The organism is Pseudomonas sp. FJ2-5-13 (assembly GCF_029201605.1).
Taxonomy (GTDB): domain Bacteria; phylum Pseudomonadota; class Gammaproteobacteria; order Pseudomonadales; family Pseudomonadaceae; genus Aquipseudomonas; species Aquipseudomonas lactis.
The window spans coordinates 442,594-457,764 of the sequence record NZ_CP104045.1 but is presented as its reverse complement, the minus strand read 5'-3'; the positions used below and the strand labels follow the sequence as shown (position 1 = coordinate 457,764).

General features: G+C 60.8%; 10 protein-coding genes and 2 pseudogenes. 2 read left to right on the top strand and 10 right to left on the bottom strand.

From position 1 onward, the window contains the following. Nucleotides 1-115: 115 nt before the first annotated feature. Together N2A98_RS01985 and N2A98_RS01980 are read left to right on the top strand one after the other, a co-directional pair. A complete protein-coding gene (locus N2A98_RS01985) occupies nucleotides 116-2,032 on the top strand; it encodes a methyl-accepting chemotaxis protein (RefSeq protein ID WP_047712387.1) in 1,917 nt (638 codons plus the stop codon). A gap of 135 nt (nucleotides 2,033-2,167) precedes the next feature. Next, nucleotides 2,168-4,075, top strand: coding sequence for a methyl-accepting chemotaxis protein (locus N2A98_RS01980; protein ID WP_275622959.1), 1,908 nt, complete (start codon nucleotides 2,168-2,170; stop codon nucleotides 4,073-4,075). 113 nt (nucleotides 4,076-4,188) lie between these two features. On the opposite strand, the gene N2A98_RS01975 is transcribed toward N2A98_RS01980, so the two are convergent. The 10 genes and pseudogenes from N2A98_RS01975 to hutG form a co-directional block, all read right to left on the bottom strand. After that, a complete protein-coding gene (locus N2A98_RS01975; protein WP_044270688.1) occupies nucleotides 4,189-4,923 on the bottom strand; it encodes an amino acid ABC transporter ATP-binding protein in 735 nt (244 codons plus the stop codon). After that, complete coding sequence (locus N2A98_RS01970) at nucleotides 4,916-5,875, bottom strand: amino acid ABC transporter permease (RefSeq protein WP_032893984.1); 960 nt, start codon at nucleotides 5,873-5,875, stop codon at nucleotides 4,916-4,918. Before N2A98_RS01970 ends, N2A98_RS01975 begins: the two co-directional genes overlap by 8 nt. Before the next feature lie 146 nt (nucleotides 5,876-6,021). Further along, a complete protein-coding gene (locus N2A98_RS01965) occupies nucleotides 6,022-6,819 on the bottom strand; it encodes a transporter substrate-binding domain-containing protein (protein WP_032893985.1) in 798 nt (265 codons plus the stop codon). Between the two features lie 219 nt (nucleotides 6,820-7,038). Then, nucleotides 7,039-7,839, bottom strand: a complete 801-nt coding sequence (locus tag N2A98_RS01960) for a transporter substrate-binding domain-containing protein (RefSeq protein WP_056782674.1) — start codon at nucleotides 7,837-7,839, stop codon at nucleotides 7,039-7,041. A 179-nt stretch (nucleotides 7,840-8,018) separates the two neighbouring features. Further along, nucleotides 8,019-10,597 (bottom strand): annotated as a pseudogene (mdoH, locus tag N2A98_RS01955) (glucans biosynthesis glucosyltransferase MdoH); the annotation flags it as partial. Beyond that, a complete protein-coding gene (locus tag N2A98_RS01950) occupies nucleotides 10,590-12,326 on the bottom strand; it encodes a glucan biosynthesis protein G (RefSeq protein WP_003187856.1) in 1,737 nt (578 codons plus the stop codon). The gene N2A98_RS01950 and the pseudogene mdoH, both read right to left, overlap by 8 nt. A gap of 267 nt (nucleotides 12,327-12,593) precedes the next feature. Then, a complete protein-coding gene (gene dtd, locus N2A98_RS01945; protein ID WP_003187854.1) occupies nucleotides 12,594-13,031 on the bottom strand; it encodes a D-aminoacyl-tRNA deacylase in 438 nt (145 codons plus the stop codon). Then, a complete protein-coding gene (pip, locus tag N2A98_RS01940; RefSeq protein WP_014716544.1) occupies nucleotides 13,028-13,999 on the bottom strand; it encodes a prolyl aminopeptidase in 972 nt (323 codons plus the stop codon). The genes dtd and pip overlap by 4 nt, the downstream gene beginning before the upstream one ends. A 103-nt stretch (nucleotides 14,000-14,102) precedes the next feature. Then, nucleotides 14,103-14,222, bottom strand: a pseudogene (locus N2A98_RS01935) (alpha/beta hydrolase); the annotation flags it as partial. A gap of 146 nt (nucleotides 14,223-14,368) precedes the next feature. After that, nucleotides 14,369-15,169, bottom strand: a complete 801-nt coding sequence (hutG, locus tag N2A98_RS01930) for an N-formylglutamate deformylase (protein ID WP_078802341.1) — start codon at nucleotides 15,167-15,169, stop codon at nucleotides 14,369-14,371. Between the last annotated feature and the right edge of the window lie 2 nt (nucleotides 15,170-15,171).

Sequence of the window (15,171 nt, the reverse complement as noted above, 5' to 3'; positions counted from 1 at the left end):
GACGTTTTTCGCGAGCAAGCTCGCTCCTACATTAGATGTGCATCGCTACAGTATCCTGCCCCCGTGCCGATAGCCTGTGAATAAGTCCAAGCCTTGTTCCAGGGGAGTTCGCAGCATGTATCGTTGGTTAGCCGAGAAACTGGGGAATGTAAGCGTCAACCGCAAGCTGAGCGTGGGCTTTGGCCTGGTGTTGCTCCTGACGCTGTTGATCACCTTTACCGGCTGGACCGGCCTGGGGGATGTGATCAGTCGCGGTGACAAGCTGGGCTTTATTTCCAGCCTCAATGGCCTGACCAAAGACCTGCGCCTGGCACGCCTGGACTTCGACATGCGCCGTGGCGAGCAAGGCACGGACAAGGTCGACGGCCTGCTCGCCCACCTCGACAGTGGCCTGAAGACCGCTGCCGAGCTGATCGAGCAACCTGACGATAAAGCCCTGGTCGAGCAGCAGCAGGAAGCCCTGAACCAATACAAAAAGGCCTTCGCCGCCATGGTCCAGGCGGGCCTCAAGCGTGAGGGCGCGCGCAGCAAACTCGGCGACACTGCCGACAATGCCGTCGCCAAGATCAACGAAATCGAAAAAGCCCTGTTGCAAGGTGACAGCGTCGCCCAGTTCAACAGCGTGGTTGAGCAGAGCAAGCTGATCCAGCAGTCGCGCTTCCAGGTACGCGGCTACACCTACAGCGGCAAGGTCGAAGCCGAGCAACCGGCCCTGGATGCCATCGACAACGCTCTGAAGAAAATCACCGAGCTGCAAGGCCAGTTGCCTGCGCAATACCAGGCCAACCTGCAAGAAGCCGGGACTTCACTGCAAGCCTACCGCGTCGCCGTCAGCCAGTATCGCGATTCCCAGGTCGCCAGCGCCGCAGCGCTCAAAACCATGATCGCCCAAGGCGACATCCTGCTGGGCCACAGTGAAAAACTCACCGTCTCCCAGACCGCCGTGCGTGACGCAGATGCCGCGCAGGCCAAATACCTGTTGCTGCTTGCCACCGTGCTGGCGCTGATCGTCGGCGTCTTCGCGGCCTGGGCCATTACCCGCCAGATCGTCATCCCGCTGAACCAGACCCTCAAAGTCGCCGAGCGCGTGGCCTCCGGCGACCTGAGCCACAACCTGGAATCGGGCCGCCAGGACGAACTGGGCCAATTGCAGCGCGCCATGCAAAGCATGACCGTGGGCCTGCGCGAGTTGATCGGCGGGATCAGCGACGGCGTCACCCAGATCGCCAGCGCCGCCGAGCAGTTGTCGGCCGTGACCGAACAAACCAGCGCCGGGGTCAACAGCCAGAAGGTCGAGACCGACCAGGTGGCCACCGCCATGAACGAAATGGCGGCCACCGTGCAGGAAGTGGCGCGCAACGCCGAAGAGGCCTCGGAAGCCGCCGTGGCCGCCGACCAGCAAGCCCGTGAAGGCGACCAGGTGGTGGGGGAAGCCATCGCCCAGATCGAGCGCCTGGCCACCGAAGTGGGTAATTCCACAGTGGCCATGGGTGAGCTCAAGCGCGAAAGCGACAAGATCGGCAGCGTGCTCGACGTGATTAAATCCGTGGCCCAGCAAACCAACCTGCTGGCCCTTAACGCCGCCATTGAGGCCGCGCGTGCGGGTGAAGCCGGTCGCGGCTTTGCCGTGGTGGCCGACGAGGTGCGCAGCCTGGCCCAGCGCACGCAGAAGTCCACTGAAGAGATCGAAGAGCTGATCGTCGGCCTGCAAAGTGGTACCCAGCAGGTGGCAACCATCATGGACAACAGCCGCGGGCTGACCGAGAGCAGTGTTGAGCTGACGCGCCGCGCCGGTCACGCGCTGGGCAATATCACCCGCACCGTCTCGACCATCCAGGCGATGAACTCGCAGATCGCCACCGCCGCCGAGCAGCAAAGCGCCGTGGCTGAAGAGATCAACCGCAGCGTGTTGAATGTGCGCGATATCTCCGAGCAAACTTCGTCGGCCAGTGAAGAAACCGCGTCCTCCAGTGCCGAACTGGCGCGCCTGGGGATCTACCTGCAGACCTTGGTCGGGCGCTTCCGAGTCTGAATTACCCTACGCGGCGGCTTACCAAAGCCGCCGCATCTTGTGAAATTTCCTACGCAGTTATCAGCCCTCCACGGGCCCGAATCGAATTAGCGTTTCAGGTGTCGCCAAACGCTTTTTCTGATTCGGAGGTTCACCATGTTTCCTCGGCTGACCCGCGTGCTGGTCAATGCCAGCGTCCGCCTCAAGCTCGCCCTGGGTTTTGGCCAAGTGCTGATCCTCAGTTTCCTGATCGCCGCCACCGGCTGGCAAGCCTTGAACGCCGTGCTTTACCGATCCAACAGCCTGACGACCCTGGGGCAACTGGCGGTCGACGCCGAGGCCATGCGCGCCGACCGCATCGTGTACCGCACCCTGACAGACAGCGATAGCCTGGGCAAAATGGCCGCGAAAATCGAGCGGATCGACCAGCACCTGGCCGACCTTTCAAACCGCCTGAAAGAGCCAGCTGACCTGCAGCGACTTGAAGAAGCCAAGAGCCTTGCAAGCAACTTCAAGGCGGCACTGGCGCAACTGCCGCCCTTGATCGAACAGCGCGAGCGCATCCGCCCGGCGCTGAAAAAAATCGCTCTGCAAGCCAGCGATACCCTCGCCCAATTTGCCAGTGACCTGCCTGACCAGAACGACGAAAAGGCCCTCGATGCCATCGAGCAACTGCGCCAGGCCATGGAGCTGGCCGAAGATCGCGCCCAGAGCCCCGCCTGGGCCGCGCAATCGCTGGCGATGTATGCAGAGGCCATCGGCAAGGCGCTGGACGCTCTGGAGATCGCGCAGCTGGCCGTCACAGCACTGCCGGTGGACTCAGCACTGCTCAAGACCGACCTGGCTAACTATCGCGAGCAGTTGATCAAGCTCAAGGAAGCCCAGCTCAATGTGGAGACCGTGCAAAACCGCTTCGAACAGCAACTCAATGACCTGCGCGAAAACAGCAACCAGTTGAGCCAAAGCCAAAACACCAAGCGAAACGACGAGGCAGACCACACCCGTACATTGCTGATCAGCGTGACAGTGGCCGCCCTGGCACTCGGCGCGCTGGCCGCCTGGTGGATCGCCCGGCAGATTGCAGCGCCATTGCGGGAGATCCTTAGCGCCGCGCACCGCGTTGCCGAGGGCGATCTCAGCCATGACATGGCGGTCGACCGTCGTGACGAACTTGGCCAGTTGCAGCAAAGCATCGGGCAAATGACCCGCAGCCTGCGTAGCCTGATCAGCAGTATCGGCGACAGTGCCCGGCAGATCGCCGGGGCGGCTACACAGTTATCCACGGTCACCGAGCAGACACGCAGCGGTCTCAACGAGCAGAAAGACGAAACCGACCAGGTGGCGACGGCAATGAATGAAATGCTCGCCACTGCCCAGGAAGTGGCGCGCCACGCCGAACGCGCCTCGGTGGCAGCCAATGAAGCCGACCAGCAGGCCGGCGCCGGTGAGCAGGTGGTCACCCAGGCCGTGGAGCAGATTGGCAACCTGGCCAGTGAAATGGCGCTGTCGGGACGCGCGATGCTCGCGTTGCAACAGGAGAGCCAGAAGATCGCCAGTGTGCTGGACGTGATCAAGTCCGTGTCTCAGCAGACCAACCTGCTGGCCCTGAACGCCGCCATTGAAGCGGCGCGTGCGGGCACTGCCGGCCAAGGCTTTGCGGTGGTCGCCGACGAAGTGCGCAGCCTGGCCCAACGCACTCAGGAATCGGCCGAGGAGATCGAAGGGCTGATCCTCGGCCTGCATAACGGCACCCAACAGGTGGCGGACATCATGGACAGCAGCCGCAGCCTGACAGACAACAGCGTCGCCCTGACCCGCGACGCCGGTGATGCCCTGATTGCCATTGCCCGCACGGTGACGATCATCCAGGAAATGAACCCGCAGATCGCCGCCGCAGCCGAACAGCAAAGCGCCGTGGCCGAGGAGATCAACCGCAGTGTGTTGAAGGTACGGGACGTGTCGGAAAAGACCGCCGCCGCCAGCGAGGAAACGGCGGCGGCGAGTGTTCAGTTGACGCGGTTGAGCCTGGATTTGCAGACGCTGGTCGACAAATTCAAGCTCTGAAACACCCCCCCTGTAGGAGCGAGCTTGCTCGCGAAAAACCCAAGGCCGCTGCGTTCATTCAGGGTGCGTGGCGTTATCGTTGAAGGTTTTCGCGAGCAAGCTCGCTCCTACAGTCATAGGACCTGGCGCAGGAAGGCTTGGGCGCGGGGGTCTTTTGGCGCATTGAAGAACTCGGCCGGGGCGGCGTCTTCCAGCAATTTGCCGTGGTCGAAAAACAACACCCGGTCTGCCACTTCCCGGGCAAAGCCCATCTCGTGTGTGACGCACACCATGGTCATGCCTTCCAGGGCCAGGGTCTTCATCACGTCCAGCACTTCACCGACCATTTCCGGGTCGAGGGCCGAGGTGGGCTCGTCAAACAGCATCACCTTGGGCTCCATCGCCAGGGCCCGGGCAATGGCGACCCGCTGTTGCTGGCCGCCAGACAGGCGCGATGGAAACTCGTGGGCCTTCTGCGCGATACCGACCTTTTCCAGCAGCGCCAGGGCCTTGGCCTCGCGCTCTGGCTTGCCACGCTTGCGCACGACCTTTTGCGCCAGGCACAGGTTTTCCAGCACGGTCATGTGGGGGAAGAGGTTGAAGTGCTGGAACACCATGCCAACTTCACGGCGGTAGGCATTCACGTCGGTCTTGGGGTCGGCCAGTTGCAGGCCGTCGATGCTCACCGAACCTGAGTCGAACGCCTCCAAGCCGTTAAGGCAGCGCAGGAAAGTGGACTTGCCGGAGCCCGAAGGGCCGATAACCACCAGCACCTCGCCCTTGGCCACTTGGGTGGTGACGTGATCCACCGCGCGCACCACTTGCCCACGGGTATCGAAGACTTTTACCAGATCGCGCACTTCAATCACTTTGGGCGAGCCTCCGCTCAAGCCGGCTGGCCATCTTCGACAGCGGCAGGTTGATCAGCAGGTACAAGCCCGCCACACAGAACAGGATCTCAAACGGCGAGAACGAGGTGGTGATCACCTCGCGGCCGCTCTTGAGCAACTCGGTAATCGCGATCACCGACACCAGGGAGGTGTCCTTGACCAGGCTGATAAATTGCCCGGCCAGGGGCGGCAGCACGCGCTTGAACGCCTGCGGCAGTACCACGTGGCGCATCGACTGGCTGGCGCTCAAGCCCAGGGAGCGCGCCGCTTCGTCCTGGCCACGGGTGATGGACTGCACGCCAGCGCGCACGATTTCCGCCACGTAGGCACCGGTGAACAACGACAGCGCGGCGATCCCGGCGAACTCTCGGGACAGGTTGAGCACCGTGCCGATAAAGAAATAGAAAATGAAGATCTGCACCAGCAGCGGCGTACCCCGCACCAATTCGACGTAGATCGTCGACAGGTCGCGCAAGGTGGGGTTTTTCGACAGCCGGCACAGCCCGGTCGCCAAGCCAATCGCCAAACCCAGGATGCCGGACACTACCGACAGCCACAATGTGGTCCACAAGCCCCACATCAACGGCCCCAATGCCCATTGCCGGGTCACGCCGACCACATCGCCTTCAGCCACGTCGTCGCCGCGCGCCACTTGCAGGCTGTTATCGGCAACCGTGAGCTTTTGCTCGACACCGGCGTCGTTGCGCAGGGTGACTTCGGCCGTATCGCCTTTGCGCACCAACTCGACCACGGTGGAAATATCCGCGGCGCGCTGGGAAGTTTCGGCTTGATAAGCGAAGTACTGCGGGACGCGGTTCCAGCGCCATTCGTAGGACATCAACGAGGTGGCGTAATACAAGGCACCCGCCAGGCCGACCAGCACGACCACCGTGAGCAGGTGCCAGGGCCATTGGGCTTTTTTCTGTTTCATTTCACTTTCCAGTTTTTTGTCGCCTGTCATGCCTCCTTCGCGAGCAAGCCCGCTCCCACACTTGACCGAGTTGTAACATCAAAATGCGGTCAAAATGTGGGAGCGGGCTTGCTCGCGAAGGGCGCGACGCGGTGCCCAGTGAGGCCTTATTCCATGTCCTTGAGCCACTCGGAGCTCTTGAACCACTTGTCATGGATGCGATCGTAGGTGCCGTCGTTACGGATCTGGTGCAGGAAGTTGTTGATGAAGTTGATGCTGTCGTAATCACCTTTCTTCAAACCGAACGCAAGGGGTTCAAAGGTGAAGGGTTCGTCCAGGAACACCAGCTTGCCGTTACCGACTTTCTTCTCGGCCACCACGTTGTACGGTGCGTCGTAGACGAACGCATCAGCCTTGCCGTTGACCACGTCGAGCACGCCTTCCTGCTCGTTGTCGTAGCCGTGGTACTTGGCTTTGGAGATCAACTTCTTGGCCACCATCTCACCGGTGGTGCCGAGCTTGGAGGTCAGGCGGTATTTCTCGTCGTTCAGGTCTTTGTAGGACTTGATGGTGCCTTCCAGTTCCTTACGGATCAGCAGCGTCTGGCCGACCACGATGAAGGGTTCGCTGAAGTTCAGGCGCAGGTTGCGTTCCTGGGTCAGGGTCATGCCGCTGCCGATCATGTCGAACTTGCCGGTCAGGAAAGCCGGGATGATGCCGTCGTAGCCGGTGGACACCAGCTCCAGCTTGACGCCCATGGACTTGGCCATGGCCTTGAGGATGTCGACCTCGAAACCGATGATTTCACCGCGCTTGTCGGTCATTTCGAACGGCATGTAGGTGGGGTCCATGCCGACTTTCAACGTGCCGCGCTTGACCGCCTCATCAATGGCGCCGGCCTGTGCCACGGTGGCAGCGACCAGCGCGGTGACGCCAAGCATCAGCATCGAAAGATACTTTTTCATCATCAAGACCCCTGAACGATTCTTATAAGGTGGGCGCACGAGAGGGCTGCGCCATTTCGGGGAGCGATCCTAACCCACTCGTTGCCCGCCACAAAGGTTTCACCGGTAAATGTTATCGGTGTGTGTCGGAAAACGCTGACAGCGGCACGGAGAAGCGCAGGCGCAGACGCTTCAGCGCGGCCTCTCGATCAGGGGTTGATGTGTAAGCAGTTATGACGATCAGTCGATCTCGGCGATCCAGGCCGTGTCCCTTAACCACTTGTCATGCAGGCGATCGTAGGTGCCGTCTTGGGCGATCTGATTGAGAAAGTGGTTGATCCAATTGAGGCTGTCGTAATCGCCTTTTTTCAGGCCAAACGCCAAGGGCTCAAAGGTAAAAGGTTGCTCCAGTGCCAACAAGGCACTGTTCTGTGGCCGACTCATCGCGATCAGGTTGTAGGGCGCATCATGGATAAAAGCATCGGCCTTGCCTTCCACCACCTGCCGCACGCCCTCTTCCGGGTCAGCCACACTGCTGAGCCGAGCGGATACGAGAAAGCGCTGCGCAGCGGCTTCACCGGTGGTGCCTTGAGTGGTAACGACGCGGTAACTGGCGTCGTCCAGCTCTTCAATACTGGACACCTTCGCGCCCAGGCGCGGATGCAGCAGCACCGTCTGGCCCACCACGATAAACGAGTCACTGAAGTTGAGCTTGAGGTTGCGCTCCTGGGTGACCGTCATGCCGCTGCCAATCAGATCAAACTTGTTTGCCGTCAGCCCTGGCAGCAACTCCGTGTAGGGCACCGCCACCAACTCAAGCTCTACACCCAGCGCGCGACTCATGGCGTGGAGCAAGTCAATTTCAAAGCCGACGATACGCCCCTGCTTATCGAGCATTTCGAACGGCACGTTATTGGGGGTGGTGCCGACTTTAAGTACGCCACGGCGCACAGCGTTGTCCAGCGCGCCCGCGTAAAGCAGGCCTGCGTGTCCCCCCAGGAAAAAGCCCATCAGCAATGCCAAACAATACCTTTTGATCATGAATGCCCCCGTGGCGAGTCCAATGTGGGGGGCGATCCTAACCCAGCCGCAGGCACGGCAATACGCTTCGAACAAAGGTCTTTTGTTTCGAAATAACAAGGAGTTAGGAATAGAAAGGAAGGGGCTAAAAACGCTGTAGGACCAACGTTTGAAACACCCCCGAAGTGAGCCTTCGGGGGTGCCTGAATCAGGCCGGTTGGGCCTGGGGCGACTGTGGTTGCAGGGGCAGCAATGGCGCGTGCGGATCGGCCTTGATCGAGGCACGCCAAGCGCCGAGCCACTCGGCATGACCTTCGCTCCACACCTGCTCATGCAGGCGAGCCAAAGCCACCGGGTCGCTGAGCAGCGCCAAACGTTCGCTGTTGTTGAGGCCGGCCGGGCCGACTTTCAACGCGTGGCGAACACGCTCCATACGCAGGTACTCGATGGGCTCGGCCTCACGGTGCCGCGAGGTCGCCAAGGCACAGGCCAGGGCGTTCTGCTGCGGGTCGACCACCGAACGCACAAAGCCGTCATTGAGGGCGTGCCAACGGTTTTCGTGGGTGTACTTCTCGGTCGACAGCAGGGCTTGCGGCGGATTGTATTCCTCAGGGATCAGGAACAGGCTCTCGTCGCGGGACTTGAGGCCCAGCTTGACCCGGCTGGAAATCACCGACACCGGGATCGACAGCATCAGCGAACCGACGATCGGCACCAGCCACCACAGGAAGCTCGGGTTCAGCCACACCACCAGCAGCGCCCACAAAAAGCCCAGCACGGTTTGCGGACCGTGGCGCTTGACCGCCTCGCTCCATGGCGTGGAGTCGTCGTCACGTTGTGGCGAGTTCCAGGTAGCGGCCCAGCCGAGGAACGCAGCGAGGACGAAACGGGTGTGGAAGATCATCCGCACCGGCGCCAGCAGCATGGAGAACAGCATCTCCAGCAGCATCGACAGGGTCACCTTGAACTTGCCACCAAACTCTTTCGCGCCTTTGGCCCAGATCAGGATGATGCTCAGCAGTTTAGGCAGGAACAACAGCACGATGGTGGTGGAGAACAGCGCTACCGCCTTGTCCGGGTGCCATTGTGGCCACAGCGGGTACAACTGGCGCGGAGCCATGAAGTACTGCGGCTCCATCAGCGTATTCACCGCCAGCAACGCCGTGGACAGCACCAAAAAGAAGAACCACAACGGCGCCGACAGGTAGGACATCACGCCGGTGAGGAACACCGCACGGTGCACCGGGTGCATACCTTTAACCAGGAACAGGCGGAAGTTCATCAGGTTACCGTGGCACCAGCGGCGGTCACGCTTGAGTTCATCCAGCAGGTTCGGCGGCAGTTCTTCGTAGCTGCCCGGCAGGTCGTAGGCAATCCACACGCCCCAGCCGGCACGGCGCATCAGCGCGGCTTCAACGAAGTCGTGGGAAAGGATCGCACCGGCAAACGCGCCCTTACCTGGCAACGGCGCCAGGGCGCAGTGCTCGATAAACGGCTTCATACGGATAATGGCGTTGTGGCCCCAGTAGTGGGATTCACCCAACTGCCAGAAGTGCAGGCCGGCAGTAAACAGCGGGCCGTACACGCGAGTGGCGAACTGCTGCATGCGCGCATACAGGGTGTCCATGCCCGACGCACGCGGCGCGGTCTGGATAATCCCGGCATCCGGCGTGGCTTCCATCAGGCGCACCAGGCTGGTCAGGCACTCGCCGCTCATCACGCTGTCGGCGTCGAGAACGACCATGTACTTGTAGTCACCGCCCCAACGACGGCAGAAGTCGTCGAGGTTGCCGCTCTTGCGCTTAACGCGGCGGCGGCGACGGCGATAGAAGATCTTGCCGAAACCACCCGCTTCGCGGCATACGTCGAGCCAGGCTTGCTGTTCGGCGATGCAGATGTCGGCGTCGTTACTGTCGCTGAGCACGAAGAAATCGAAGCGATCCAGGTCACCGGTCGCGGCCACCGATTCGAACGTTGCACGCAAACCGGCGAATACACGCGGCACGTCTTCGTTGCAGATCGGCATCACAAGCGCGGTGCGCGCATCCTTGGGAATCGGCTCGTCGCCGGCACTTTTACCGGAGATACGGTATTTATCGTGCCCGGTCAGCAGCTCCAGGAAGCCCATGAGCGCGGTCCAGAAACCGGCCGACACCCAGCAGAACAGAATCCCGAACATGATCAGGATGCTGGTTTGCAGGGCGTAAGGCAGTACCTGGGTGGCGGTTTGCAGCAGGGTCTGGTTGCGAATTTCGTCGAAGTCGACCAGCGACCAGCCCTGGTACGGCATGATGCCTTTCATGTACCAGCCGGCCACGATGGTCTGGCCCAGCATCAGCACCAACAGGATGTAACGACGGATCGAGCCGACGGTACGCCAGCGCGCAGCCGGCAGTACCCGCTCATCTTTCGGTGGCTTGGGCGGGTTGGTGCGACCGGTCATCCGGCGCCAACCGCGCACCAGGATGTTGGTGCGCCAAGGCTCGGGCACCACTTTGGTCCGACGGATCGGCGGCGTGGCCTTCAGGCACACGCGACCGCTGGCATCGAGCGCCAGCATCTCGGCGTCTTCCAGCTCTTCGGCGCTGTTGAGGGTCAAGCGGCGGCCAACCGACGCTTGGGCAGCGTCGGTCGGTGCGTCGAAGGTCTTGGACGACAGACGTTCGTGCAACTCGCTGAAGGACTTGCAGCCCGCCAGCTCGGCGCGCTGCTCAGCCGTCATGGGTAGATGCGCCAGGTACTCGGACAGAGTCTCTGGCTTGACTTGAGAATTACTCATCGGCAGGCAACTGATAGCTCCAGGTTTCGGTCAGGACTTGCTCGGTCTTGATCGGCTCCGGTGTGGCTGGGGCAGCCTCAGGCTGTTTGGCTTCCTTGTCCTTGGCGTCTTTCTTGGCCTGCTTCTCATGCTGCTTGGCCAAGACTTTGTCGGCCTTGAGCACATGGTTGGAAACCGACTCAGGCTCAGGCTGCACGATATCCTGCACCAGCGCCGCACGCATTTCGGTCGGCTTGCTTGCGTCCTTGATCTTCATACGCAGGGTCAGGCGCCAGCCTTTGGTGTGTTCGTTGTAACGCACGCTGTTTTCAACCAGTTCGGCGTTATCACCCACGCTCACCTGGCTACGTACCGGAGCGTCCGGCAGCAGTTTCTTCAGGGACGGGCCCTCGAAGTCCACCAGGTAGGCCACGCTGCCATCGGGCTGACGGATCAGGTTGGATTGCTTCACGTCACCGGTGGAGCGCAGGGTCTGCTTGACCCAGGCACTGTCTGGCGAATGGAAGGCCGCGTCGTCCAATGTCCAGTGCAGGCGGTAGGCCACGTCCAGCGGCTTGCCGACTTCCGGCAGTTCGGCCGGGCTCCAGAAGGCCACGATGTTGTCGTTGGTCTCATCGGCAGTCGGGATCTCGACCAGGTCGACGGAGCCTTTGCCCCAATCGCCTTCAGGTTCGATCCAGGCGCTTGGGCGCTTGTCGTAGTTGTCGTCCAGGTCTTCGTAGTGGCTGAAGTTGCGACCACGTTGCAGCAGGCCGAACCCACGCGGGTTTTCGACGCTGAAGTTGCTGACCGACAGGTGTTTGGGGTTGTTCAGTGGACGCCAGATCCACTCGCCATTGCCGGCGTGGATCGACAGGCCGCTGGAGTCGTGGAGCTCGCGACGGTAGTTGAGGACCTTGGACGGCTGGTTGGCGCCGAACAGGAACATCGAGGTCAACGGCGCAACGCCCAGCTTGCTGACCTTGTCACGCAGGAACATCTGGGATTTGACGTCCACTACGGTGTCGGTGCCAGGGCGCAGGATCAGACGATAAGCGCCAGTGGCACGTGGCGAATCCAGCAGCGCAAAGATCACCAGGTGCTTGTCACCCGGCTTTGGACGCTCGATCCAGAACTCGGTGAAACGCGGGAATTCTTCGCCAGACGGCAATGCGGTGTCGATCGCCATGCCACGGGCAGACAGGCCATACACCTGGTCCTTGCCCACGACGCGGAAATAGCTGGCGCCGAGCATGGTCATGATTTCGTCTTGCTTGTCAGCCTTGTTGATCGGGAAAAGCACACGGAAACCGGCGTAACCCAACTGTTCGGTGGCTTTAGGATCAAATTTCACATCGCCGAAATCGAAACGCGTCGGGTCGTACTTGATTTCATGCACGCTGTCGGCGGTGACTTCGTTGATTTTCACCGGGGTGTCGAAATGCATCCCCTGGTGATAGAAGGACAGCTTGAACGGGGTGTTCTGATCGGCCCACTCGGCTTTTTCATTGCGGAAACGAATTTTCTGGTAATCAGCGAATTTCATTTCGCGGAATTCGTTCGGCAAATTGCTGCGCGGAGCTTCGTATTTCTGCCCGGCCAGCTCTTTTGCCTTGGCCGACACATCATCCAGACTGAACGCCCACAGTTGACCCGCGCCGAACAGGCAAAACAGGGCGGAGCCCGTCACCAGTGCGTTTCGTAACCGTTTGGCAGACAATTTTGGTGCATTACAGGGACTAACAATCACGAGCAACCCTCGCCGAAAACAGATCAAAAAACCAACTGCCAGCTATCTATATGCCAGGTTGGCGAGCAATGTTCCGACTCCTCTGGGGCAAAATGATTCCCCACGCGGTTGTCGGACAAGGCTCTACCTAAGTCAAAAATGGACCAAACAACGCTGATCCCCGTAGCGCGCGATTATCTAGTAGCCCGCGAGACAACGCATCAGGGACAGCGAAGTATTTGTAGCGAAACCCTGCGTTTTTAGGCATTAACGTCGTTTTTCATACATTCATGTCTGTAAGAGGAAGGTCACAGGGCCATCATTGACCAAGTGCACCTGCATATCCGCGCCAAAACGCCCTGACGCCACCTTGCCATGCAATTGTTGCGCTTGTAACAACAAGTGATCAAAAAGCGCCGCTCCCAGCGCCGGTGGAGCCGCTGTGGAGAAGCTGGGCCGCAGCCCGCTTTTGGTATCCGCCGCCAAGGTGAACTGCGACACCAGCAGCAAACCGCCGCCGATGTCCTTGAGGGACAGGTTCATCTTGCCCTCCTCGTCACTGAACACCCGATAGTTAAGCAGCTTGTGCAGCAGTTTGTCGGCGCTTTCGGGCGTATCTGAAGGCTCGACGGCGACCAGCACCAGCAAACCCTGGTCGATTGAGCCTACCACCTCACCCGCGACCTCGACTCGGGCACCACGCACCCGCTGCAACAGGCCCTTCATGCTTCTTCAGGCGGCAGGTCGAGCAGGCGTCGGGCCATTTCACCGGTCGCGCGTACCAGCGCGTCAGTGATACCCGGCTCGGAGGCCGCATGCCCGGCCTCGCGGATCACCTGCAACTCACTGTTGGGCCAGGCCTGATGCAGTTCCCAGGCGTTATCCAGCGTGCAGATCATATCGTAGCGGCCATGGATGATGACGCCAGGCAGATGGGCGATCTTGTGCATATCGCGAATCAGCTGGTTGGGTTCCAGGAAGGAGTTGTTGGTGAAGTAATGGCATTCGATACGTGCGATGGACAAGGCGCGCTGCGGCTCGGAAAACCGCTCCACATGCTGTGGGCTCGGGCACAGGCCCAGCATGCGGCCTTCCCAGCCCGACCAGGCTTTGGCCGCGTGCATCTGGGCGATCTGGTCATTGCCGGTCAGGCGCTTGTGGTAAGCGGCGATCATGTCGTGGCGCTCCTCCACCGGGATCGGGGCCACGTAGTCCTGCCAGTAATCCGGGAACAGACGGCTCGCGCCCTCCTGGTAGAACCAGCGAATATCCTGGGGGCGGGCGAGGAAGATGCCGCGCACGATCAGGCCGAGCACACGCTCGGGATGGGTTTGCGCGTAGGCCAGGGCCAGGGTCGAGCCCCAGGAGCCGCCGAACAGCACCCACTTGTCGATGCCCAGATGCTCGCGGATGCGTTCAAGGTCGGCGACCAGATCCCAAGTGGTGTTGTTCTCCAGGCTCGCCCTTGGCGTGGAGCGGCCGCAGCCACGCTGGTCGAAGGTGACAATATGGTAGAGGTTCGGGTCGAAATAGCAGCGGCTCTGGGCGTCGCAACCGGAGCCGGGGCCGCCATGGATGAACACGACAGGCAAGCCTTCGGGGGAGCCACTTTCATCGACATACAGGGTGTGGGTGTCATCGACAGCCAGATCGTGCCGGGCGTAGGGTTTGATCTGCGGGTACCAAGTCTGCATTGCGTGCTCCGTAGGGTGTCGGGTTCATCCCTGGGGGGACGTCTATTATTTTGCCGTTTGGCATCATAAACCCGAATTGTGCAATGAGCATGTCCTTGAGCACTTAGACCTGTGTCAGCAGTTGGCGCCTCAGATAACCGAGCAGATAGTCATACAGCCGAACCACCTCCGGCACCTGGCCGCGAGCCCGCAAACAACCGTGGGCCAGCCCTTTGCCGGGATGGCGGTGTGTCAGTTGATAAAAGTGTTGCTGAACCACCGTTATCGCAGGCAAGCCAGCTCCCACATTTGGAGCGCATTCTCATGATAGAGCGCGGTCAAGTGTGGGAGCGGGCTTGCTCGCGAAAGCTATTGCAGCAGCACCAACAATTACCGGTAGTGCTTCTGCCCCCAAGCCAACAGCCCTTCCAGCAACTGCCTCAGCACCACCTGCGTCGGCTCGGCCAGATCAGGGCGATAACGGAACGGCTCGAACTCCTCCATATAGGTGCTCTGGCACAACTCCAGCTGCACGGCGTGGATATCCTGCGCCGGGTTGCCGTAGTGACGGGTGATATGGCCGCCCTTGAAGCGCCCATTCAGCACATGGGTGTATTGCGGATGCTGGGCGCAGATGGCTTCCAACTGGCTGGCCAGCTGCGGGTCGCACGCAGCGCCGTTGAAGGTACCCAAATTGAAGTCCGGCAATTTGCCGTCAAACAGGTGCGGGATCACCGAGCGGATCGAGTGCGCATCGAACAGCAACGCATAACCGAACTCGGCCTTGAGGCGTGCCAGTTCTTCTTGCAGTTGACGGTGGTACGGCCCCCAGATTTTTTGCAGGTAGCTGGCCCGTTCTTCGTCGGAGGGCGTTTGCCCTTCACGGAACAACGGCACGCCATCGAACAGCGTCTCTGGGTACAGGCCCGTCGTAGCGCCGGCATACAGCGGCGTGTTGTCGGAAGGCCGGTTGAGGTCGATGACAAACCGCGAGTACTGCGCAGCCAGGGTGCTGGCGCCCAGTTCTTCGGCAAAGTCATACAACAGGGGGATATGCCAGTCGGTGTCCGGCAGGCTTTGCGCCTCGGGGATCAACCCGTCCTGGACCGCAGGGGTGAGGCGCAGGCCCGCGTGGGGCATGCTGATCAGCAGCGGTACACGGCCTTGTTTGAATGTCAGAACCTTATCCACAA

Coding starts and splice junctions, on each gene's coding strand:
- N2A98_RS01985 (WP_047712387.1), top strand. CDS start 116: ATGTATCGTTGGTTAGCCGAGAAACTGGGGAATGTAAGCGTCAACCGC.
- N2A98_RS01980 (WP_275622959.1), top strand. CDS start 2,168: ATGTTTCCTCGGCTGACCCGCGTGCTGGTCAATGCCAGCGTCCGCCTC.
- N2A98_RS01970 (WP_032893984.1), bottom strand. CDS start 5,875: ATGAAACAGAAAAAAGCCCAATGGCCCTGGCACCTGCTCACGGTGGTC.
- N2A98_RS01965 (WP_032893985.1), bottom strand. CDS start 6,819: ATGAAAAAGTATCTTTCGATGCTGATGCTTGGCGTCACCGCGCTGGTC.
- N2A98_RS01960 (WP_056782674.1), bottom strand. CDS start 7,839: ATGATCAAAAGGTATTGTTTGGCATTGCTGATGGGCTTTTTCCTGGGG.
- dtd (WP_003187854.1), bottom strand. CDS start 13,031: ATGAAGGGCCTGTTGCAGCGGGTGCGTGGTGCCCGAGTCGAGGTCGCG.
- pip (WP_014716544.1), bottom strand. CDS start 13,999: ATGCAGACTTGGTACCCGCAGATCAAACCCTACGCCCGGCACGATCTG.